A 21,415-nucleotide genomic window follows, 5' to 3' on the forward strand; every position below is an offset into this window, starting at 1 on the left:
CTTCTCCGGAATGTGAACCCTCGGCCCCTTGCGCCTAAGGTGCCTTGACGGACGAGTGACAACTCGTCGCCCTGAATGGCGTCAAATGGCCTCATGTCAGGGCGGGACGGACGAGCGGACCCGGAGGAGACCGTGGAACAGGGCATACCGGCCCCCGCCGGGGCGGGGATCTCGCGCACGGCACCGGCGGCACCGGCCGTACCGGCGCCCCGGGAGGTGCGGCGTGCCTCCGTGCGCGGGCAGGTCCTCGACGCGCTGCGCACGGCCCTGGTGACGGGGGAGCTGCGCCCCGGCGGGCTGTACTCGGCGCCCGCGCTCGGCGAACGGCTCGGGGTGTCGGCGACCCCGGTGCGCGAGGCGATGCAGCAGCTCACACTGGAGGGCGCCGTCGAGGTCGTGCCCAACCGCGGCTTCCGTGTCGTGGAGCGCGACGCACGCGAGGCCGCCGAGCTGGCCGAGGTGCGGGCCCTGGTCGAGGTGCCCGTGCTGCTCCGGCTGGCCGGCACCGTGCCCGCCGGGCGCTGGGCCGGGCTGCGCCCGCTGGCCGAGGCCACCGTCCGGGCCGCGTCCTCGGGCGGCCCGGCCGCCTACGCCGAGGCCGACCGCGCCTTCCACGGCGCGGTACTGGCCCTGTCCGGCAACGACCAGCTCGTCCGTGTCGCCGCCGACCTGCACCGGCGGGCCCAGTGGCCGCCGCCCGGCGCCCGCGCGCGCACCGCCCGCGCCGGCCTGATCGCCGACGCCGCCGAGCACGGCGCCCTGCTGGACGCCCTGATCGCCCGCGACAGCGCCACGGTGCGCGCCCTGGTGGACGCCCACTTCGCCGCTCCGGGCTGACCGGCGCGGACCCGCGCCGACCGGCGCTGGCCGGGCGGCCCGCGCCCGCCGGACGGGCCCGCGCCCGCCGGATCAGGCCGCGGCCCCCGGGGACCAGGGCCGTGACCCCGGGAATCAGGCCGTGGCCGCGCCCGGTGGCGGGGCGAGCTGCCGGGACAGCCAGGTGGGCACGCCGCCCAGCAGGCGGAACAGCCGGCGGGCCTCCTCGCGCAGCCGGGACGCCTCGGGTTCCTCCTCGGTGTCGGCCAGGGAGACCAGGGCGGGGGCGGTGCCGACCAGGTAGCCCAGTTCCTCGCGGATCCGCAGGGACTCGGCGAACCCGTGCCGGGCCTCGGCCAACTCGCCCTCGCGCAGGGCGAGTCCGGCCAGATGGCGCCAGGTGAAGGAGAGCAGCAGCGGGTCGGGACGGGCGGTGGCGCCCGCGTGGGCGCGCCGGTAGGCGGCGCGCGCGGCCTGCGCGGAGCGGGTCAGGTTCTCCGCGATCAGCCCGCGCCGGAAGTCCAGCAGCGCCCGCCCCGCCCCGCCCGGCTCGATCAGCGCGGCGGCCCGGCCGAGCGCCGAGCGCGCCTCGTCGGCCCGGTCCCGCACGCCGTGCAGCGTCGCGGAGTAGGCCAAGTACCCGCGTTCACAAGCGGCGGCGCCGCGCTCCTCGTCGGAGTGGGCCAGCGCCTCCGCGGTGCGCAGCGCGTCCTCGGCCTCCTCCCAGCCCGCCTCGGTGTACAGGCAGCGCTCCACCAGCAGCACGGTGCGCTGGAGCGCGGCGGCGGCGGTGCCCACCGGCAGCAGCGCGGCCGCGTCGGCCCAGCACGCGCGTGAGCGCAGCCGCCATACCGCGGTCTGGAGTGGATCGTCACCAGCGGTCGTTCCGTTACCAGACATGGCGGTATGCGCCACGTTGCCCTCCCCGAGCACGCCTTCGAGCCTTGAGTGGTGGCCGCATCTCAGCATGGATCCGGCGGCCCGGCCAAGGGGGCGGGTGAAGGATTTCACAAAGTCGTGGGACGGTGGCCGGTACGCGCCGCCGACGGCCGCCCGCGCGCCGGCCTCAGCTCATGCGCAGGGCCAGGAAGAAGTCCAGCTTGTCCTCCAGGCGCGACAGGTCACGACCCGTCAACTGCTCGATCCTCCCCACCCGGTAGCGCAGCGTGTTGACGTGCAGGTGGAGCCGGGTCGCGCAGCGCGTCCAGGAGCCGTCGCAGTCGAGGAACGCCTCCAGGGTCGGGATCAGCTCCGCGCGGTGCCTGCGGTCGTAGTCGCGCAGCGGGTCCAGCAGCCGCGCGGTGAAGGCGCGGCGCACGTCGTCCGGGACGAACGGCAGCAGCAGCACGTGCGAGGCCAGCTCCTGGTGCCCGGCCGCGCAGACCCGGCCGGGGCGGGCCGCCGCGACCCGGCGGGCGTGCCGGGCCTCCTCCAGGGCGCCGCGCAGCCCTTCGGCGGAGTGCACGGCCGCGCTGACGCCGAGGGTGAGCCGCCCGTCGTCGTCCAGACCGGCGGCCAGTGGGTCCCGTACGGAGCGCAGCAGCGCGTCGGCGAGGATCCCGGCCCCCGGGCCCTCCTGCTCGGCGGGGACGGCCGGGAGCGGCACCAGGGCGATGGCCTCGCCGCCGCTGTGCGCGACGGCTATCCGGTCGGACGGCTCGGGGCCGGTGCTGTGCGGGTCGACCAGGATCTCCTCCAGCAGCGACTGGGCGATGGGGCCGCTCTCCTCGCCGCGGCCGTCCCACTCGACGCGGGCCACCACCACCTGCCAGTGCGGGGCCGAGCCGAGGCCGGGCAGCAGCACCGGCGCGGCCACCCGCAGCCGCGCCGCGATCTCGGCGGGCGGCGCGCCGCTCTGCACCAGCTCAAGCACCTCCTGCGCGAGCCGTCTGCGCACCGTGCGCGCCGCGTCCCGCCGGTCCCGCTCGACCGCGATCAGCTGGGTGACGCCCTGGAGCAGGTCGAGCCGCTCCTCGGCCCAGTCACCGGCGTCCGCCTCGACGGCCAGCAGCCAGTCCGACAGCACCGTCTCGCGCACGTCCCGCCCGGCCTGCGGGGAGCGCCCGCCGCCGCGGATCGGGAACAGCGAGTACGTCGTGCCCTCCAGCGTGACCCGGTGCGGTCCGCGCCGTCCGGTGCGGGCGGCCGCCAGCTGCTCGGCGGCCAGCGTCCGGCAGGTCTGCGGGGGCAGCGCGGGCCCGCCCAGCCTGGGCCCGGCGATCAGCCGTCCGGCGGGGGAGAGCAGCCAGGCCCGCAGGTCCAGGTCGGAGCCGAGCAGGTCCAGGACCACGTCCGGGCCGCCGCCCGCCGGTCCCGCGGTCATCATCCGGCGGTGCCGGTCCACCACGGCCGCGAGGTCGCCCGCCCGCTCGCCGGAGACCTGCCGCACCACGTGCTCGGTGATCGTCGCGAACGCCACCGACTCGTGCACCGCGAACAGCGGCAGCCGGTGCCGGGCGCAGGCCAGCACCAGGTCCTCGGGCACCTCGCCCAGCTCGGCCTCGCCCGCGGCCAGCGCGGCGACCTGGGCCTGCACCAGCGTGCGGACGAACGGCTCGGCGTCGGCGGCGTCCCGGCGCCAGGCCAGGCCCGTCAGCACCAGCTCGCCGCCGGCGAGGTAGCGGCTCGGGTCGCGCAGGTCGGTGGTCATCACACCGCGGACGGTGCGGTCCAGCTCCTCCTCGCCGCCGAGCAGTTTCAGGCCCAGCGCGTCGGTGTCCAGCAGTGCGCGCAGCCGCATGTCTCGTCGCCGCCGTTCTCTTGTCTCGAAATCTATGATGGATCTTGTGGGCGCGGGGTCCGCCCGATGGCTGGCCGGCGACTGGGCCGCTGGTGGGGCCCCGCCGGGCCGTGACCTCTGTTTCCCGGGGGAAACGAAGATGCGGGTGACGGCCTTCGTTCATACGAATCTACAAGATGCATCCCGCGGCCAGCCAAACCCTTCATGGTTTCGGTGACTGACCCCGCCGGAGTACTCGGTTGTGTACTGACTCCACTCCACGTGAACAGCACATGAACGAGCCTGGCCCGCCGCACACGGATTGGCTCAATCTGTACGACCTTCCGAGACGAAGAAGAGAGCCGGTCATGGACTTCCTTCGCCCCGCCAGCTGGGAGGAGGCGCTCGCCGCGAAGGCCGAGCACCCCACCGCTGTACCGATCGCGGGCGGCACCGACGTGATGGTCGAGATCAACTTCGACCACCGCCGGCCCGAGTACCTCCTCGACCTCAACCGCATCGGAGACCTCTACGAGTGGGAGGTCGGCGAGGACAGCGTGCGGCTGGGCGCCTCGGTGCCCTACACCAGCATCATGGACGCTCTCCGTGCCGAGCTGCCCGGCCTGGCGCTCGCCTCGCACACGGTGGCCTCCCCGCAGATCCGCAACCGCGGCGGCGTCGGCGGCAACCTCGGCACGGCCTCTCCCGCCGGTGACGCCCACCCCGCCCTGCTCGCCGCGGGCGCCGAGGTCGAGGCCGAGTCGGTGCGCGGCACCCGCCGTATCCCGATCGACGAGTTCTACACCGGCGTCAAGCGCAACGCCCTCGCGCCGGACGAGCTGATCCGCGCCGTGCACATCAAGAAGGCGGACGGCCCGCAGCAGTACTCCAAGGTCGGCACCCGCAACGCCATGGTCATCGCGGTCTGCGCCTTCGGCATCGCCCTGCACCCCGAGACCCGCACCGTCCGCACCGGCATCGGCTCGGCCGCCCCCACCCCGGTGCGCGCCGCCGCCGCCGAGGAGTTCCTGGCCGCTGCCCTGGAGGAGGGCGGCTTCTGGGACAACGGGAAGATCATCACGCCGTCGGTGGCCAAGCAGTTCGCCGAGCTGTGCTCCGCCGCCTGCAACCCGATCGACGACGTCCGGGGCACCGCGAGCTACCGCCGCCACGCGGTCGGCGTGATGGCCCGCCGGACACTCACCTGGACCTGGGAGTCGTACCGCGGCACCCGCCGCGCCACCGAGGGAGCTGCGTGATGCGCGTCAACTTCACCGTCAACGGACGCCCGCAGGAGGCCGACGACGTCTGGGAGGGCGAGTCCCTGCTCTACGTGCTGCGCGAGCGCCTGGGCCTGCCCGGCTCCAAGAACGCCTGCGAGCAGGGCGAGTGCGGCTCGTGCACGGTGCGCCTGGACGGCGTGCCGGTCTGCTCCTGCCTGGTCGCGGCCGGACAGGTGCAGGGCCGCGAGGTCGTGACCGTCGAGGGCCTGGCCGACTTCGCCCGGCAGCGCGCCGAGGGCGCCGGCTGCGCGAGCGGCGCCTGCGGCACCTCGCTGGACGAGGCCAAGGGCTGGCGCGCCCAGGGCACCGACTCGCAGACCGGCGAGGGCACCGAACTGTCCCCGGTGCAGCAGGCGTTCATCGACGCGGGCGCCGTCCAGTGCGGCTTCTGCACGCCGGGCCTGCTGGTCGCCGCCGACGAGATGCTCGAACGCAACGCCAACCCGACCGACGCGGACATCCGCGAGGCGCTGTCGGGCAACCTGTGCCGCTGCACGGGCTACGAGAAGATCATGGACGCGGTGCGCCTGGCGGCCGCCCGCCAGTCCGAGGGGGTCTGACATGACCACGGCCAACGGTGCTCCCACCACACTCACCCAGGGCTACCGCACCAAGGGCGGTGTCGGCGAGTCCACGCTCCGGCCCGACGGCATCCTCAAGGTCACCGGCGAGTTCGCGTACTCGTCCGACATGTGGCACGAGGACATGCTCTGGGGCCAGATCCTGCGCTCCACCGTCGCGCACGCCGAGATCGTCTCCATCGACATCTCCGAGGCGCTCGCCCTGTCCGGCGTGTACGCCGTGCTGACCTACGACGACCTGCCCGCCGAGATGAAGCACTACGGCCTGGAGATCCAGGACACCCCGGTGCTCGCCCACGGCAAGGTGCGCCACCACGGCGAGCCGGTCGCCATCGTGGCCGCCGACCACCCCGAGACCGCGCGGCGCGCCGCCGCCAAGATCAAGGTGGAGTACAAGGAGCTGCCCGTCATCACCGACGAGGCCTCCGCGACCGCGCCGGACGCCGTCCTCATCCACGAGATGCGCGACGACCACCACATCGGCCACGTCCCGCACCCCAACATCGTGCACCGCCAGCCGATCGTGCGCGGCGACGCCGACGAGGCCGCGAAGAAGGCCGACTTCATCGTCGAGGGCGACTACTACTTCGGCATGCAGGACCAGGCGTTCCTCGGCCCGGAGTCCGGGCTCGCGGTGCCCGAGGAGGACGGCGGCGTCCACCTCTACGTCGCCACCCAGTGGCTCCACTCCGACCTGCGCCAGATCGCGCCCGTCCTCGGCCTGCCCGAGGACAAGGTCCGCATGACCCTGGCCGGTGTCGGCGGCGCCTTCGGCGGGCGCGAGGACCTGTCGATGCAGATCCACGCCTGCCTGCTGGCGCTGCGCACCGGCAAGCCCGTCAAGATCGTCTACAACCGGTTCGAGTCCTTCTTCGGGCACGTCCACCGCCACCCGGCCCGGCTGCACTACGAGCACGGCGCCACCAAGGACGGCAAGCTCACCCACATGAAGTGCCGGATCGTGCTGGACGGCGGCGCCTACGCCTCCGCCTCCCCGGCGGTCGTCGGCAATGCCTCCTCGCTGGCGGCGGGACCGTACGTCATCGACGACGTGGACATCGAGGCCATCGCCCTCTATTCCAACAACCCGCCCTGCGGCGCCATGCGCGGCTTCGGCGCGGTCCAGGCGTGCTTCGCCTACGAGGCGCAGATGGACAAGCTCGCCGACAAGGTGGGCATGGACCGGGTGGAGTTCCGCCGGCTCAACGCCATGGAGCAGGGGACGCTCATGCCGACCGGGCAGCCGGTCGACTCCCCGGCCCCGGTCGCCGAACTCCTGCGCCGCGTCAAGGCGATGCCGCTGCCGCCCGAGCGGCAGTGGGAGTCCAGCGAGGGCGCCGACGTGCGCCAGCTGCCCGGCGGACTGTCCAACACCACGCACGGCGAGGGCGTCGTCCGCGGTGTCGGCTACGCGGTCGGCATCAAGAACGTCGGCTTCTCCGAGGGCTTCGACGACTACTCCACGGCCAAGGTGCGCATGGAGGTGGTGGGCGGCGAGGCCGTCGCCACCGTGCACACGGCCATGGCGGAGGTCGGCCAGGGCGGCGTCACCGTGCACGCCCAGATCGCCCGCACCGAGCTGGGCGTCACCCAGGTCACCATCCACCCGGCCGACACCCAGGTCGGCTCGGCGGGCTCCACCTCGGCCTCCCGGCAGACGTACGTCACCGGCGGCGCCGTCAAGAACTCCTGCGAGCTGGTGCGCGAACGGGTCCTGGAGATCGGCCGGCGCAAGTTCGGCTCCTACCACCCCGCCTGGGCCACCGCCGAACTCCTGCTGGAGGGCGGCAAGGTGGTGACCGACGGCGGCGAGGTCCTCGCCGGTCTGGCCGACGTCCTGGAGGACGAGGCCGTGGAGATCGAGGCGGAGTGGCGCCACCGGCCCACCGAAGCCTTCGACCTGCGCACCGGCCAGGGCAACGGCCATGTGCAGTACTCCTTCGCCGCGCACCGCGCCGTCGTCGAGGTCGACACCGAACTCGGCCTGGTCAAGGTCGTCGAACTGGCCTGCGCACAGGATGTCGGCAAGGCGCTCAACCCGCTCTCCGTCATCGGGCAGATCCAGGGCGGCACCACCCAGGGCCTGGGCATCGCCATCATGGAGGAGATCATCGTCGACCCGAAGACGGCGAAGGTCCGCAACCCCTCCTTCACGGACTATCTGCTCCCCACCATCCTCGACACGCCGACCATCCCGGTCGATGTGCTCGAACTCGCCGACGAGCACGCCCCGTACGGGCTGCGCGGCATCGGCGAGGCCCCCACCCTGTCGTCCACCCCGGCCGTCCTCGCGGCGATCCGGAACGCGACCGGTCTCGAACTCCCCCGCACCCCCGTCCGTCCGGAGCACCTGACCGGCCGGGCGTAGGACTCCAGCACGGGATCGGCCGGGCCCACGGGTTCCGGCCGGCCCGGACCGGAGAACCGGCAGACCCTCCGGGCGGCGCACCGGAACGTCACACTTCCGCGCCGCCCGGAGCACTCCCCCCGCACACCCTTCGAGTTCCGCTCCGCTCGCGGCCCTTGAAGTACCAGCACCAGTTCGTCTCGGGCCGTCCCCCGGGCCGTCCATTCCCAAATCCCGTGCCCAGGAAGGGCTTTCACGGGTGCACCTATGAACCTTGGGAGTTGGCCCCATGACCCAGCAGTCTGTGGAGCCGAGGACCGCCGCCGAAGACGCGGGCGCGGGCAGCCGCGTCCCGGCAGGGCGGTCCTGGCTCGACCGGTACTTCCACATCACCCGGCGGGGTTCCACGATCGCGCGTGAAGTGCGCGGCGGCGTCACCACCTTCATGGCGATGGCGTACATCCTGCTGCTCAACCCTGTCATCCTCTCCGGCAAGGACGTCGCCGGAGACACCCTGGGCCAGAAGGCCCTGATCACCGCGACGGCGCTCGGCGCGGCGTTCACCACGCTGCTCATGGGCTTCGTCGGCAAGGTGCCGCTCGCCCTGGCCGCCGGGCTCTCGGTGTCCGGGGTGATCTCCACCCAGGTGGCGCCGAACATGACCTGGCCGCAGGCCATGGGCATGTGCGTGGCCTACGGCGTGGTCATCATGCTGCTGGTCGTCACCGGCCTGCGCGAGATGATCATGAACGCGATCCCGCTGCCGCTCAAACACGGCATCACCATGGGCATCGGCCTGTTCATCGCCTTCATCGGCCTGGTGAAGGCCGGCTTCGTCGGCCGCAACCCGTCGCCCGGCGGCGGCCCCGTCGTCCTCGGACCCGGGGGTGAGCTGTCCGGCTGGCCGGTGCTGCTCTTCGCCGCCACCCTGCTGCTGATCTTCGCGCTCCAGGCCCGCAACATCCCCGGCGCCATCCTCATCGGCATCGTGGGCGGCACCGCCGTGGCGGCGGTCCTGAACGCGACCGGCGTCATCGACGCCAAGCAGTGGGTGAACGGCGCCCCCGAACTCCACGGCAGCCCGGTGTCCATGCCCGACTTCTCGCTCTTCGGGCACGTGTCCTTCAGCGGCTGGGGCGACGTCGGCGTCATGACGGTCACCGTGATCGTCTTCACGCTGGTCCTGGCCGGCTTCTTCGACGCGATGGCCACCATCATCGGCGTCGGTACCGAGGCGAACCTCGCCGACGACAAGGGCCGGATGCCCGGCCTGTCCAAGGCGCTGTTCATCGACGGCGCCGGCGGCGTGGTCGGCGGTGTCGCGGGCGGCTCGGGACAGTCCGTCTTCGTCGAGTCCGCCACCGGCGTGGGGGAGGGCGCCCGCACGGGCTTCTCCTCGGTGATCACCGGCCTCTTCTTCGCGGCCTGCCTCTTCTTCACCCCGATCACCGCGATCGTCCCCTCCGAGGTCGCCTCCGCCGCCCTCGTCGTCATCGGCGCGATGATGATGATGAACGCCCGGCACGTCGACTGGGGCGACCGCGCCACCGCGATCCCGGTCTTCCTGACCGTGGTCATCATGCCGTTCACGTACTCCATCACGCCCGGCGTCGCCGCCGGTGTGGTCTCGTACACGGTCATCAAGGTCGCCCAGGGCAAGGCCCGGGAGATCGGGGCCTTCATGTGGGTCCTGACGGCGGTCTTCCTCGTGTACTTCGCCCTCAACCCGATCGAGGGCTGGCTCGGCGTCCACTGACCGAGCCCCGCGCCCTCCACCCGATCGCTGTAAGGAGAACGACAGATGCTGGACATCGCCGAGGAGTTGGACCGGTGGGTCGAGCAGGGCCGTGACTTCGCCGTCGCCACCGTGGTGGCCGTCGGCGGCAGCGCCCCGCGCCAGCCCGGCGCCGCCCTCGCGGTGGACGCCGAAGGCACCGCGATCGGCTCGGTCTCCGGCGGCTGTGTGGAGGGCGCGGTCTACGAGCTGTGCCGACAGGCCCTCCAGGACGGCGAGAGCGTCCTGGAGCGGTTCGGCTACAGCGACGAGGACGCCTTCGCCGTCGGCCTGACCTGCGGCGGAGTCATCGACATCCTGGTCACACCGGTACGGGCCGGCGACCCGGTCCGTCCGGTGCTCGCCGCCGCGCTGACCGCCGCCGCCCGCGGCCGGGCGGCGGCCCTGGCCCGGATCGTGTCCGGACCGGCCGAACTGATGGGCCGCGCCCTGCTGGTGCATCCGGACGGCACCCACGAGGGCGGCTTCGGCGGCCACCCCGAGCTGGACCGCACGGCGGCCGCAGAGACCGCCGCCCTGCTCGACGCCGGGCGCACCGGCACCGTGGAGATCGGCGAGCGGGGATCGCGCTGCGGCTCCCCGCTCACCCTCCTCGTCGAGTCCTCCGTACCGCCGCCCCGCATGATCGTCTTCGGCGCGATCGACTTCGCGTCCGCGCTGGTGCGGATCGGCCGCTTCCTCGGCTACCGCGTCACCGTCTGCGACGCCCGCCCCGTCTTCGCCACCCGCGCCCGCTTCCCGGAGGCCGACGAGATCGTCGTCGAGTGGCCCCACCGCTACCTGGCGGACACCCAGGTCGACGGCCGTACCGTGCTGTGCGTCCTCACCCACGACGCCAAGTTCGACGTACCCCTGCTGGAACTCGCCCTGCGGCTGCCGGTCGCCTACGTCGGCGCCATGGGCTCCCGGCGCACCCACCTGGACCGCAACGCGCGCCTGCGCGAGGTCGGCGTGAGCGAACTGGAACTCGCCCGCCTCCGGTCGCCCATCGGCCTGGACCTGGGCGCCCGCACCCCCGAGGAGACCGCCCTGTCCATCGCCGCCGAGATCGTGGCCGGGCGCCGCGGCGGCAGCGGCGTCTCGCTGACCGGCGCGCACACCCCCATCCACCACGACCCGGCGACCCGGCCGCCGGCCCGCATCGGCTCGGTCGCCTAGGCCGGGCGGCCCCGCCGGGCCAGGGGGCGCGCACGCGTCCCGCGGCGGGACCTCAGCGATGGGCCACCCAGGCGATGCCGGAACCGGTCGCCGCCGTCAGCAGCGTGAGCAGCCACGGCGGGAACCGCTGGACGGTCACATGCAGCCCGCCGCAGCGGAGTTCGAATTGCGGTGCGCGCTTGCGGCGCTCCTGGACCTGAGTCATGAGACCAGTGCAGCACACCGGGCCGGAGGAGGAACGGGGCCGATCCGGTGGCGTCCGGCGACCGCTCCCGCGGGGCGCGGCGGCATACCTCTCTTCCGCGCGCGAGAGTGGCGGAAGCCCGGACTCTTACACCACTTCCCCGTACCGGTTCCGGTCAGAAATCTGGCCGGATACCGGCGGATCGCGGGCGCCCCCCGGTGCGCGCCCGCGATCCGGTCAGGAGGAACCGTCGCGCCGCCACGTCGGCCGGAAGCAGAGGATCTCCGCGGTGGCCGCGCCGCTGGTGACGAACGGGTCCGCGGCGACGGCGGCCTCGACCGCCGCGCGCGGGCCCTCGGCCAGGACCACCCCGCCCCGGCGCGGCTCCAGCGGCCCGGCGATCTGGGCCAGGCCCTGTGCGAACACCCCCTCGGGGTGGGTGTAGTGCGCCTCCTTGAGGGAGTCGACGGTCTCCAGCGGGGCCTGGTATCGGAACACGATGACGTACATGGCTCCACTCAAGGGCACCCGGGCCGCCCCGCACCAGGACCGGTCACCGAGGCACCTATAGGCTGGAACCTATGGGTCCGCCGGAGGAGATCCCCGAACTGGAGCTGCGCCCGCTGCGGTACTTCGCCGCCGTCGCCGAGGCGGGCACCGTCACGGAGGCCGCGCGGCGGCTGCGGATCGCCCAGCCCAGCCTGAGCCAGCAGATCAAGCAGCTCGAACGGCGCGTGGGCGCACCGCTGTTCCGGCGGCTGCCCCGGGGCATGGAGCTCACCGAGGCGGGCCGGCTGCTGCTGACCGGGGTCCGCCGGGCGCTGGACGCGCTGGGCTCCTCGGTCGCCGCGGCCCGCGCCGTCCCGGTGACCGCGGCGCTCGGCCTGTGCCGGGGCGTACCGGGGGAGGTGCTGCGCCGCGCCGAGCGGATCCTGACCGGTGCCCGGCCGCTGCGGCTGGTCCACGAACAGGCCGACTCCGCCCGCCAGGGCGAACTGCTGCGCACCGGAGCCCTGGCCTACGGCATCCTGCGCGCACCGGTGGACGACACGGCGGGCCTCGAACTGCGCACCCTCGCCGACGAGCCCCTCGGCGTGCTGCTGGGCCACCGCCATCCGCTGGCCGGACACACCGAGCTGACCTGGGACGATCTGGCGGGGCAGCGGCTGCTGTGGTTTCCCGGGCGGCGGGCCCCCGGCTACGCCTCGGCCGTCCGCGAGCGGCTCGCGCGGCACGGCTGGCACCCCGGCCTCCTCGTCGAGGACACCGGCAGCCACGGTCTGTTCCGGCACGCGCTGCTCGGCCACGACGACGTGGTCGCGCTGCGCACCCGCGCCGGTGCCGCCACCGACACCGACCTCCTCTGGCGCCCCGTCGGCCCCGAACCGCCCCGCGAGCGGCTGCTCCTGGCGACCGCCGCCCGCGGACCGTGGGCGCCGCTGCCGGAGCGGGGGGAGACGGTGGACGGGCGGCCGTAGGCCCCGGACGGCAGGCGCGTTCAGGGGCGGCGCAGCAGCCCGTCCACCGCCCGGCCGAACACCGCCCGCGCCGCACGGTCCAGCAGCGGATCGAAGAGGGCGGGCAGGAACCGCACCCGCAGCTCCTCCCGCCAGCGCACGCGCGTACGGCCGCCGGGGTCCTGCCGTACCTCGATCTCGGCCCGGCCGAGGATCACCCGGCCCCGTTTCTCCAGTCGGCACAGGCCCGGCTCACCACCGGCGGGCGGGCGCCAGAGGGTGACCTCCATGGGGTCGTCGAAGCCCAGCGGGCCGAGGCCGGTCCGGGCCACGAAGCGGGTGCCCGCACCGGTGGGCGCCGGGGTGAGCACGGTGACGCGGGTCAGCGGGACCGCGCCGCCGTGCCGCGGCCACTCGGTGAGCCGCCGCCAGGTCTCGCCCGGGGACAGCGGCGGCGTGCGTTCCAGGCAGAAGGTGACCACCAGACGATCGTAGACAGCCGTGGCCCCGCGGCCACCTGTCCGCGGCCGGGCCACCCGGGCGGCCGTATGCTGCGCCCATGCTGACACTGGAGCGGCTGCGCCCCGGCCACGCCGACGCGCTGCTCGCCTTCGAGCGGGAGAACCGGCAGTGGTTCACCCGCACGATCTCGGACCGCGGGGACGCGTACTTCGCCGGGTTCGCCGAGGTGCACCGGGCCCGGCTCGCCGAACAGGACGCCGGTGCCTGCCACTTCCATCTGGTCCTGGACACCGAGGGCACGATCCTCGGCCGGGTGAACCTCGTCGACGTCGCCGACGGAAGCGCCGAACTGGGGTACCGCGTCGGCGAGCGGGCCGCGGGCCGGGGTGTCGCGACGGCCGCCGTACGGGAGGTGTGCCGACTGGCCGCCGCCGCGTACGGGCTGCGGCAGCTCACCGCGGTCACCACGCTGGACAATCCGGCGTCCAGGGCCGTGCTCGCCCGCAACGGCTTCGCCGTGACGGGCGAGGTGAGCATCACCGGCCGGCCGGGGCTGCGGTTCCTGCGCGTGCTCGGCCCCCGCGACGCGGCCCCGGGCCCGGCGCGCGACGCGTCCCCGAACCCGGAGGCGGACGGTCAGGGCCGGTAGACCTTGCCCGGCACCGGCTTGCCCGGGGCCAGGAGCTGGGGCACGGTGACGAACACGTACCCGCGCTCCTTGAGCGCGTCGATGATGCCGGGGACGGCGGGCACCGTCCCCTTGTAGATGTCGTGCAGCAGGATGATCCCGTCACGGGACGACTGGTCCAGCACCCGCTTCTTGATCAGCTCGGAGTCGGTCGTCGTGTAGTCCTTGGCGGTCACGCTCCACAGGACCTCCGACATGCCCATCTCCTTGGAGATCCGCTGCACGGTGTCGTTGGTCCGGCCCTGCGGCGGGCGCATCAGGGTGGGCTTGTGCCCGATGAGGCGCTCGATCGCGTCGTTGGGCCGCTTCAGCTCGTCGCGTATCTGGGCCTCGGATATCTCGGTGAGGATCTTGTGGTCCCAGGTGTGGCTGGCCACCTCGTGGCCCTCGGCCGCCATCCGCTTGACCAGTTCCGGGTACGTGTCGATGTGCCGCGCCCCGAGCAGGAAGAAGGTGGCGGGCACCTTCTTCTCCTTCAGGATGTCGAGCAGCCGCGCGGAGTTCTCGCTGGGGCCCGCGTCGAAGGTCAGGGCGATGCACTTGGCCTGACGGCAGTCCACGGTGCCGAACCGGCCCGGCGCGCCGGCCGCCGCCTGGGTCCTGGCCGTGCTCGGACTGGTGGCGTCCACGGTGGTGCAGCCGCTCAGCGCCAGGGTCAGGCCGGCCGCGGCGGCCAGGGCGGCGATCGCGCGGAACCTCGTCCCCGATTGCGCGGTTCTCCCGTTCGTGCTGGTCTTCTTGGTCAAGGAAGGCATGCCGGGGACTTTACAGAGGCGCTATAGACGCAGTGTATAGCGGGGTCGAATAGCTGAGCGCCGTACGCATGACCGGGCGTCGATGGGGTGGGGTGGTGTGTGCCGTCACGTCACCGGATTGCCCTGAGCCAGCCGACACCTGGCCGGTTGCCTCGCCCGCCGGCTGACCGTGCCGCCGGGGCGGGCGGCCGGGCACTGCCCGCGCCGGGTGACAATGGAGCCATGAACACGGCAGCCGACCCCCGCGAACTCGGGGCCTTCCTCAAGGCCCGCCGGGCAGCACTGGCACCGGACGCGTTCGGGCTGCCCCCGGCCGAGTCCCGCCGCAAGGTCGCCGGGCTGCGCCGCGAGGAGGTCGCGCGGATCGCCGCGATCAGCGTCGACTACTACACCCGGCTGGAACAGGGCCGGGTCCCCGCCTCGGCGTCCGTGCTCGCCGTCCTGGCCCGCGCGCTGCGCCTGGACGAGGACCAGGAGACGTATCTGTACCGGCTGGCGGGCAAGACCGACGCGCGCCCGGACCGGCGGCGCCCCGCCCAGCGCGTACGGCCCGCGCTGCGGCGCCTGCTCGCCCAGCTCCCCGGTGCCCCGGCGATCATCCTGGGCAGGCGGCTGGACGTCCTGGCCTGGAACGCGGCGGCGGTGGCCCTCTACACCGACTTCGCGGAGATACCGGGGGACCGGCGCAACTATGTGCGCCTGATGTTCACCGACCCGGTGGTGCGCGCACTGCACCGCGACTGGCGGCACGACGCGCGCGACGCCGTCGCCGCCCTGCGCATGGGCGGCGCGGCCGACCCCGACGACCCCGGCCTCGGGCGGCTCGTGGCCGAACTCTCCGCCGCGGACCCCGACTTCCGCACCTGGTGGACCGAACGCCGCGTCACCACCTCCAGCCACGGCACCAAGCAGTACCGGCACGCCGTGGCCGGGGACCTCACGCTCGACTGCGACACCTGGAACAGCCCGGACGACTCGGGCCAGCGTCTGATGGTGCTCACCGCGGAGCCCGGCAGCCCGTCCCACGAGGCGCTGCGCCTGCTGACGGCCGGGGCGGGGACCACCGCCCTCTGACGCCGTCCGGCCGGACGTGCCCGGCGCGGCACCCCTCAGCGGATCCGTGCCCGATGGCACCACAGGCGCAGGGCCGCGAACAGCGCGGCCGGCCACACCGCGGCGAACGCCCAGATCACCCCCGGCTCACCGGTGGCGACCCCGGCCGCGAGGAGGGCCACGGCCACCGCGAGCAGCGCGATCACGGTCACGGGCCGCGGCGCGTAGGCCGCCACCCGGGCCGGGTCGGGGCCCCGGCGCCGGTGCGTGGCGCTCAGCCGCCGGGCCAGTCTGCGGTCACGGCTCAGAGCGCGTTCTATCTCGTCCAGGATCCGCTGCTCGTGATCGGGAAGTCGGTATGTCGACACTGTTGCTCCTACGGGGACCGAGCTGCCTGCCGCGTCCTGTTCCGGGTGCCCGTACCGTCCTGCGGCTAACCGTGACGGACCCGCCGCGGACCCCTCTTGCGCACCCCCGGCAGCGCGGTCGGCGCCTCGGCCCCGTCCGGCCCGCGCGGGCGACAGCCCGGCCAGGGGAGCCGGGGAGCGAGTGAGCCGGGGGAGCCGGAGGCTAGGCGTCCTGCTCGTCCTCCGCCCCGAGGTCCAGTTCCACGTCGACGACGCCGTCCTCCTGGAACAGCTCGGACGCCAGCAGCCCGGTGTCGGCGGTGCCCTCCAGGCGCAGCAGGACCCGGGCGGCGGCGTCGGTGCGGCCGGGCAGCCGGTCGGCCTTGAACTCCAGGATGCGAAAGCCCCGGCCGGTGCACCGCTCCATCAGCCGCGGCAGCAGCGCCCGGCCCGTCAGATACGTCAGCCGCACCTCGACCGTGCCCGGCACACCGCGGCGGGTGAGCCGGCCGGAGAGCCGGGGATAGCCGCGCACCACCAGGAAGTGCAGCACCGTCGTGGCCAGCGCCAGGACCGGCAGACCGCCCCCGCAGGCCATGCCCACGGCACAGGTCAGCCAGATGGTGGCGGCGGTCGTCAGCCCGCGCACCGCGTCCCGCCGTACGAAGATCAGCCCGCCGCCGATGAAGCCGATGCCGGAGACGATCTGGGCCGCCACCCGGGACGGGTCGAAGGACACGTGGTCCAGGCCCAGCACATTGGTGAAGCCGTGCTGCGACACCTCCATCATCAGCGCGCTGGCGACCCCGACCAGGGTGTGGGTACGCAGCCCCGCGCTCTTCTGGTGCGCCTCCCGCTCCCAGCCGATCAGGCTCGACAGCAGCAGCGCGAGCCCCAGCTCGGCGAGCTGGCGCAGCCCCTGTCCATTGGCCACGTCCCACAACGGAACCGCGAGCCCCGGCATGCGTCTCCCTTCGTCGCCCTCATCTCGGCGTCCGGACCTCATTGTCCGCCCCGTACGGCTCCGAGGGGGTACCCGGAGGCGGGACGCGCTCACCCGGCGGTGAAGGAGGCCCCGACGTGCCACGTCTGGACGCGCGGGAGGCCCGGCGGCGGTTCGCGGCCGCGCGGGTGGCGCACCTGGCCACGGTGGACCCGGCCGGCCGCCCGCACCTGGTGCCGGTGGTGTTCGCCGTGCGGGGCGACACGATCGTGACGGCGGTCGACCACAAGCCGAAGACCACCACCGCCCTGCGGCGCCTGCGCAACATCGCCGCCCACCCGGCCGTCTGCCTGCTCGCCGACGCCTACGACGAGGACTGGACCCGCCTGTGGTGGGCCCGCGCCGACGGCCACGCCCGGATCCTGCCGCCGGACAGCCCTGACGGTACGTCGGCTCCACGTCGGCGCGCGCTGGAACTCCTGCGGCACACCTACCCGCAGTACGCGGCCCGCCCGCCGGACGGCCCGGTCGTCGAGATCACCGTCCGGCGCTGGACGGGCTGGACGGGCTGAACCGGCTGGACGGGCCGGGCGGTATGAACACCGCCGCCCGGACGGCGAGCGGCTGCACGACCGTGCCGCAGCCGGGGCGCCGGGTGTTGGAGAGGGGGCGCTGCGGGCCGCTCGTGGAGGCCCGCAGCGCCCCCTGGTCGCACCCCGGGGGATCAGTCCCGGGAGACCTCAGGAGCCGAGCTGCGCGGTGACCAGGTCCGAGAACGTGGCCAGCCGGGTGTAGACACCCGGCCGGCCCGCCTGGGCGCAGCCGTCGCCCCATGAAGTGATCCCTGCCAGGACGCCCCCGACTAGCAGGGGACCGCCGCTGTCGCCCTGGCAGGTGTCTGTGCCGCCGGAGTCGTACCCGGCGCAAACCATGTCGCTCGCGACGAAGTCGGAGCCGTAGGCGTCCGCGCACCCGGTGTCGGACATCACCGGGACGGTCGCCGTCCGCAACTGTTCGGAGGCGCCGCCGCCTTCGGCGGTGGTGCCCCAGCCCAGCACCCGTCCGGTGCTGCCGGGCGCGTACACCGAGGTGTCCGCGGCCGAGACGTACGGCGCCGGGGTGTACGGCATCGCCGCCGCCAGCGTCAGCACGGCCACGTCGGAACCGCTCGCGGCGTCCGTGAAGTCCGGGTCGACCCAGATGCCGCTGACCTTGCCGACCCTGCCGTCGCTGCCGTGCAGGTTCGTGCGGCCCCCGACCACCCGCACCCCGCCCGCGCTCTCCCCGGCCACGCAGTGCGCCGCGGTGACCACCTTCCTGGCCGCCACCAGCGTGCCCCCGCAGAACTGCTTGCCGGACGCGTCCGTGACCTGCATGACGAAGGGGTACGCCGAGGTCGTGGTCGGTGTGCCGCCGACGACGGACTCCGGTACGGCGGCGGCCGCTCCGGGCGCGGTGAGCAGCGCGGTGGCGGCACCGGCCGACAGCGCGGCGGCGGCGCGTCCCAGTCGCCTGGGTCGGACGCGGGTGAGGCCGAACATGCGTCTCCTCGTGGGCTGGCCGGTGGGGGGTCGCACAGGTGCGGGGGACCGGGCGGGCCGAGGGACCCGGTCCGGACTCCCGTGGATCCGGGCGAGCGGCACGTCCTTCACGCTAGGGCCCGTCCCGCACGGCCCCAATGAGGGAACCCCCTAGCCCGCCCGCACAGGGAAAACCCTCGGTGGCCCCGCCCCGCGGACCGACGCGGTGCCGGTGCCCGCGCGCGCCGGGCGCGTCCGGGCGGTCCGTCCCGCACTGGTGACCGCGGCCGTCCGCACTGTGTTCCACCCGGTCAGTCAACCCGGGCCGTGCTCACTTCGCGCGCCGGCCTGCCGCCAAACGGACGATGTCGACGCGCGAACGGATGCCGAGCTTGCGGTAGACCCGGGTCAGGGTCGCCTCCACCGTCTTGACGCTGATGAACAGCCGCCCGGCGATCTCCCGGTTGGTCGCGCCCTCCATGACGAGGGAGGCGACCTGACGCTCCATCGAGGCCAGTCCGTCCAGCACCGGCGGCACCGCCTCGGGCTCCGGCCGGGCCGGACGGGCCAAGGCGGCGGCGTCCACCCGGCGCAGCCACGGCCGGGCCCGGCAGCGCCGGAACAGGCGCGCCGCCTCGTCGTACGCGGCGGGGCCCGGGGCCGCGGCGCCCGGCGCGCGGGCGGCACCGGGCGCGCGCGGGACGGTGTGCAGCCCGGCGAGCGCGAAGGCGGCCCGCGCCTCCTCCAGACCGTTGCCCAGCTTGGCCAGCCGGTCCTGCGCGGACGTCAGCCGGGCCACGGCCGCCTCGGTCTCGCCGTGGGCCGCGCGGACCAGCGCCTCCGCCCGGTCCAGCACGGCGAGCACGCTCTCGCGGCCCAGCCGCAGCGCGTGGGCGCGGGCCGTGTCGATGACCTGCTGGGCCGCGGCCGGTTCGCCGGCCAGCACCAGCGCCTCCGCCAGGTCGCCGTGCCAGCGGCCCCGGGCCGGATCGGTGATGCCGAGACCCTGCTCCAGCTCCCGCACCCGGCGCAGCGTCGCCGCGCACGCCCGCGCGTCGCCCGCGACGAACTGGGCGTAGCCGAGGGCCGCCAGCGCGCGCGAGAGGTACATCTGGTCGCCGTCCTCCTCGGCGAGCCTGACCGCGTCCCGGGCCAGGCCCAGCGCCCGTTCGGTGTCCCCGCCGGACGCCTCGGCGAAGCAGGCCAGCATGGCGGAGGCGCCCTCGCCGATCCCGGTGTCCCGGGCCAGCCGCAGGCTCTCGCGGGCCAGGTCGAGGGCGCGCCCGCAGTGCCCGGCGCGCAGTTCGGTCTCGGCGAGCAGCCGCAGGTAGTGCACCTCGCTCTCCACCATGCCGCGCCGCCGCACCTCGCCGAGCAGCGCGGTGATGGTGGCCCGCGCCTCGGTGAGCCGGTCGCTCATCAGCAGCCAGCGGTAGCGGGCCGAGCCGACGCCGTTGTGGTGGCAGGCCACGTAGGGGTCCTGGGGCTCCTGGGTGGCGCGGGCGATGGTCTCCGCGGCGTCGGGATGGCCCATCAGGGTCTCGGTGGACGCCTGGAAGGCCAGCGCCATCAGCTCGGTGCGTCGGTCCCGGCCGCGCGCGGCCAGTTCGGCGGCGTGCGCGGCCTCCTGGCGGGCTTCGGCGAAGTCGCCCTCGACGACCAGGGCCCGCCAGGCGAGCTGGTAGTGGACCTGGGCGAGCAGCCCGGGGTCGTCACCGGCGTCGGCGAGCGCCTGCGGGAAGACCGCGTCCACGTCCCCGAGGGCCTGCCCGGCGGCCTCGACCACCACCATCCAGGCCCGCACCCGCTGGGCGGGCACGGCGGCCCGGGTCAGCACCTCCCGGGCGATGTCCCGGGCGAGGTCCACCTCACCGGCCGTGATGGCGTCCTCGGCGGCCCCCAACCGCCTTTCGTCGGGGCCCGGTTCACCGTCGGCTGGGGTGTGCCGGGCGGCGAGCAGCCCGAGCGAGGCGGCCACCGAGGGGGCGCCGCGGTCGCGGGCCAGCGCGGCGGCCTCGGCCAGCCGGGCGGCCACGTCCGGGTCGGTGCCGGTGGTGGCCAGGGCCAGATGGCGGGCGCGTTCGATCGGGTCGGAGGCCGCGGTGGACAGCGCCGCGTGCACGGCCCGCCGCTCCCGGGCGGGCGCCTCGGCGTACAGCGCGGCGGAGATCAGCGGATGCGCGAACCGGACGGCGGGGCCCTCCGGTTCGGTGGCCAGCAGCCCGAGCCCGGCGGCCTGGGCGCACTCGGCCTCGGCGTTCTCCCGGCCGGCCGCGTGCAGCAGCGCCGGGGTGGGCCGGGCGCCCGCGCTGGCCACCAGAAGGGTGCGGCGGGCCTCCTCGGACAGCATCTCCAGCCGGCTGAGCACCAGGGCGCGCAGCGAGGTCGGCACCGGCAGCGGTTCGCCGGGCCGGGGCGAGGCGGGGCTCTCGGCGAGCGCCCGGCCCAGCTCCAGCGCGAACAGCGGGTTGCCGCCGCTGGTGCGGTGGATCTCGCGGACCGTGGAGCGGGGCAGCCCGGTGTAGCCGCGGTGGTCGAGCAGCGCGGAGACCTGGGCACGGGAGAGCGGGCCCAGCCGCACGGAGAGGGTGTCGGGCGGGCAGGCGCGCAGCTGGCGGGCGTAGTCCTGGTCCTCGGTGCGCACCGCGCACAGCATGCGTACGGGGGTGCCGCCCAGCCGGCGGGCGGCGAACCCGAGGAGTTCCGCGCTGGCCGGGTCCAGCCACTGGAGGTCGTCGGCGACGATCAGGACCGGGCCGCGCGCGGCGAGCGCGCGCAGGGTGGAGAGCACCGCCAGGCGCAGCGCGAGCCCGTCGCGCTGGAGGGTGGACTCGCCGCGTCCGGTGAGCGCCGACTCCAGTGCGGTGCGCTGGGCCGCGGGCAGTTCCCCGGCCACCTCCGGAAGGACCAGACCAAAGAGATCGGCGAGGGCCAGGAACGGCAGATGGGATTCGGACTCGGTGGCGGAGCAGCGCAGAACGGTGCGGGCCGCCGCCGAGTATTCCGCCGCCAATGCCCGCAGCACCGTCGACTTTCCTATTCCGGCCGGTCCGTGCAGCAGCACACTCCCGCCGCGTCCGAGCTGCTCACGGGCGGCGGCGGACGGTTCGGCCCGGCCGATGACCAGGTCGGAGCGGCAGCCCGCAGGATCCCTGGAGTCCCGTCGCACGGTCACCGCTCCCCTCGTGTCGTGTCCGGGCCAAATTCTAGGCATCGAGCCGGTGAATTCCGGACTCCCGGGGTGGTGAGGGAAATAACAGCGGCGGCGGCACGGCGTAATTCGGGGCCGTGCCGAGGGAATACGCTC

Annotated in this window: 20 protein-coding genes; 10 read left to right on the forward strand and 10 right to left on the reverse strand. The window is 74.4% G+C overall.

The features are described 5' to 3' along the window. Positions 1 to 132: 132 nt before the first annotated feature. Positions 133 to 837: an FCD domain-containing protein gene (locus B086_RS0137445; RefSeq protein ID WP_018571570.1), complete on the forward strand. Its 705-nt coding sequence runs from the start codon at positions 133 to 135 to the stop codon at positions 835 to 837. A 114-nt stretch (positions 838 to 951) separates the two neighbouring features. Here B086_RS0137445 and B086_RS0137450 read toward each other — a convergent pair whose 3' ends face one another. Both B086_RS0137450 and B086_RS0137455 read right to left on the reverse strand, forming a co-directional pair. Next, the gene (locus B086_RS0137450; RefSeq protein ID WP_037874612.1) at positions 952 to 1,716 is read right to left on the reverse strand and encodes a hypothetical protein; all 765 of its coding nucleotides are present in this window, start codon (positions 1,714 to 1,716) and stop codon (positions 952 to 954) included. A 166-nt stretch (positions 1,717 to 1,882) separates the two neighbouring features. Then, positions 1,883 to 3,556, reverse strand: a complete 1,674-nt coding sequence (locus tag B086_RS0137455; protein WP_018571572.1) for a PucR family transcriptional regulator — start codon at positions 3,554 to 3,556, stop codon at positions 1,883 to 1,885. A gap of 347 nt (positions 3,557 to 3,903) precedes the next feature. Here B086_RS0137455 and B086_RS0137460 point away from each other — a divergent pair, with 347 nt between their 5' ends. The 5 genes from B086_RS0137460 (at position 3,904) to B086_RS0137480 (ending at position 10,699) form a co-directional block, all read left to right on the forward strand. Further along, entirely contained in the window at positions 3,904 to 4,794 is an 891-nt protein-coding gene (locus B086_RS0137460; RefSeq protein WP_018571573.1) for an FAD binding domain-containing protein, read from the forward strand. Continuing rightward, a complete protein-coding gene (locus B086_RS0137465; RefSeq protein ID WP_018571574.1) occupies positions 4,794 to 5,378 on the forward strand; it encodes a (2Fe-2S)-binding protein in 585 nt (194 codons plus the stop codon). Before B086_RS0137460 ends, B086_RS0137465 begins: the two co-directional genes overlap by 1 nt. A 1-nt stretch (position 5,379) precedes the next feature. Beyond that, positions 5,380 to 7,767 (forward strand): xanthine dehydrogenase family protein molybdopterin-binding subunit, encoded by a 2,388-nt coding sequence (locus B086_RS0137470; protein ID WP_018571575.1) that lies wholly within the window; start codon positions 5,380 to 5,382, stop codon positions 7,765 to 7,767. A gap of 268 nt (positions 7,768 to 8,035) precedes the next feature. Further along, entirely contained in the window at positions 8,036 to 9,502 is a 1,467-nt protein-coding gene (locus tag B086_RS0137475; protein WP_018571576.1) for an NCS2 family permease, read from the forward strand. Positions 9,503 to 9,547: 45 nt separating this feature from the next. Beyond that, positions 9,548 to 10,699 carry an XdhC family protein gene (locus tag B086_RS0137480; RefSeq protein WP_018571577.1) on the forward strand — a complete coding sequence of 384 codons (1,152 nt, stop codon included), beginning with the start codon at positions 9,548 to 9,550 and terminating at the stop codon, positions 10,697 to 10,699. Between the two features lie 52 nt (positions 10,700 to 10,751). Here B086_RS0137480 and B086_RS44880 read toward each other — a convergent pair whose 3' ends face one another. Beyond that, the gene (locus tag B086_RS44880) at positions 10,752 to 10,904 is read right to left on the reverse strand and encodes a hypothetical protein (protein ID WP_018571578.1); all 153 of its coding nucleotides are present in this window, start codon (positions 10,902 to 10,904) and stop codon (positions 10,752 to 10,754) included. A 216-nt stretch (positions 10,905 to 11,120) separates the two neighbouring features. Next, positions 11,121 to 11,393, reverse strand: coding sequence for a YciI family protein (locus B086_RS0137490; RefSeq protein ID WP_018571579.1), 273 nt, complete (start codon positions 11,391 to 11,393; stop codon positions 11,121 to 11,123). Positions 11,394 to 11,464: 71 nt separating this feature from the next. Between B086_RS0137490 and B086_RS41650 the strand changes: the two genes are divergently transcribed. Continuing rightward, positions 11,465 to 12,361 (forward strand): LysR family transcriptional regulator, encoded by an 897-nt coding sequence (locus B086_RS41650; RefSeq protein WP_018571580.1) that lies wholly within the window; start codon positions 11,465 to 11,467, stop codon positions 12,359 to 12,361. A 20-nt stretch (positions 12,362 to 12,381) separates the two neighbouring features. Here B086_RS41650 and B086_RS0137500 read toward each other — a convergent pair whose 3' ends face one another. Next, positions 12,382 to 12,822, reverse strand: a complete 441-nt coding sequence (locus B086_RS0137500) for an SRPBCC family protein (RefSeq protein WP_018571581.1) — start codon at positions 12,820 to 12,822, stop codon at positions 12,382 to 12,384. A gap of 77 nt (positions 12,823 to 12,899) precedes the next feature. On the opposite strand from B086_RS0137500, the gene B086_RS41655 reads away from it, so the two are divergent. After that, on the forward strand, positions 12,900 to 13,451 hold the full coding sequence (locus B086_RS41655; RefSeq protein WP_018571582.1) for a GNAT family N-acetyltransferase: 552 nt from the start codon (positions 12,900 to 12,902) through the stop codon (positions 13,449 to 13,451). Here B086_RS41655 and B086_RS0137510 read toward each other — a convergent pair. After that, positions 13,439 to 14,245, reverse strand: coding sequence for a polysaccharide deacetylase family protein (locus B086_RS0137510; protein WP_026253187.1), 807 nt, complete (start codon positions 14,243 to 14,245; stop codon positions 13,439 to 13,441). The two genes, B086_RS41655 and B086_RS0137510, sit on opposite strands and share 13 nt — an antisense overlap. Positions 14,246 to 14,467: 222 nt before the next feature. Here B086_RS0137510 and B086_RS0137515 point away from each other — a divergent pair, with 222 nt between their 5' ends. Then, entirely contained in the window at positions 14,468 to 15,319 is an 852-nt protein-coding gene (locus tag B086_RS0137515; protein WP_018571584.1) for a helix-turn-helix domain-containing protein, read from the forward strand. Positions 15,320 to 15,354: 35 nt separating this feature from the next. Here the strand turns inward: B086_RS0137515 and B086_RS0137520 are convergent, their stop codons facing one another. Further along, complete coding sequence (locus B086_RS0137520; protein ID WP_018571585.1) at positions 15,355 to 15,666, reverse strand: DUF3040 domain-containing protein; 312 nt, start codon at positions 15,664 to 15,666, stop codon at positions 15,355 to 15,357. A gap of 202 nt (positions 15,667 to 15,868) precedes the next feature. Next, a complete protein-coding gene (locus B086_RS0137525; protein ID WP_018571586.1) occupies positions 15,869 to 16,609 on the reverse strand; it encodes an MgtC/SapB family protein in 741 nt (246 codons plus the stop codon). Between the two features lie 116 nt (positions 16,610 to 16,725). Between B086_RS0137525 and B086_RS0137530 the strand changes: the two genes are divergently transcribed. Next, positions 16,726 to 17,160, forward strand: a complete 435-nt coding sequence (locus B086_RS0137530) for a TIGR03668 family PPOX class F420-dependent oxidoreductase (RefSeq protein WP_018571587.1) — start codon at positions 16,726 to 16,728, stop codon at positions 17,158 to 17,160. A 168-nt stretch (positions 17,161 to 17,328) separates the two neighbouring features. Here B086_RS0137530 and B086_RS0137535 read toward each other — a convergent pair whose 3' ends face one another. Together B086_RS0137535 and B086_RS0137540 are read right to left on the reverse strand one after the other, a co-directional pair. Then, positions 17,329 to 18,129, reverse strand: coding sequence for a S1 family peptidase (locus tag B086_RS0137535; protein WP_018571588.1), 801 nt, complete (start codon positions 18,127 to 18,129; stop codon positions 17,329 to 17,331). A 310-nt stretch (positions 18,130 to 18,439) separates the two neighbouring features. Continuing rightward, positions 18,440 to 21,283 (reverse strand): ATP-binding protein, encoded by a 2,844-nt coding sequence (locus B086_RS0137540; RefSeq protein WP_018571589.1) that lies wholly within the window; start codon positions 21,281 to 21,283, stop codon positions 18,440 to 18,442. Positions 21,284 to 21,415: the final 132 nt, after the last annotated feature.

Source organism: Streptomyces sp. PsTaAH-124 (assembly GCF_000373685.1).
GTDB classification, from domain to species: Bacteria; Actinomycetota; Actinomycetes; order Streptomycetales; family Streptomycetaceae; genus Streptomyces; species Streptomyces andamanensis.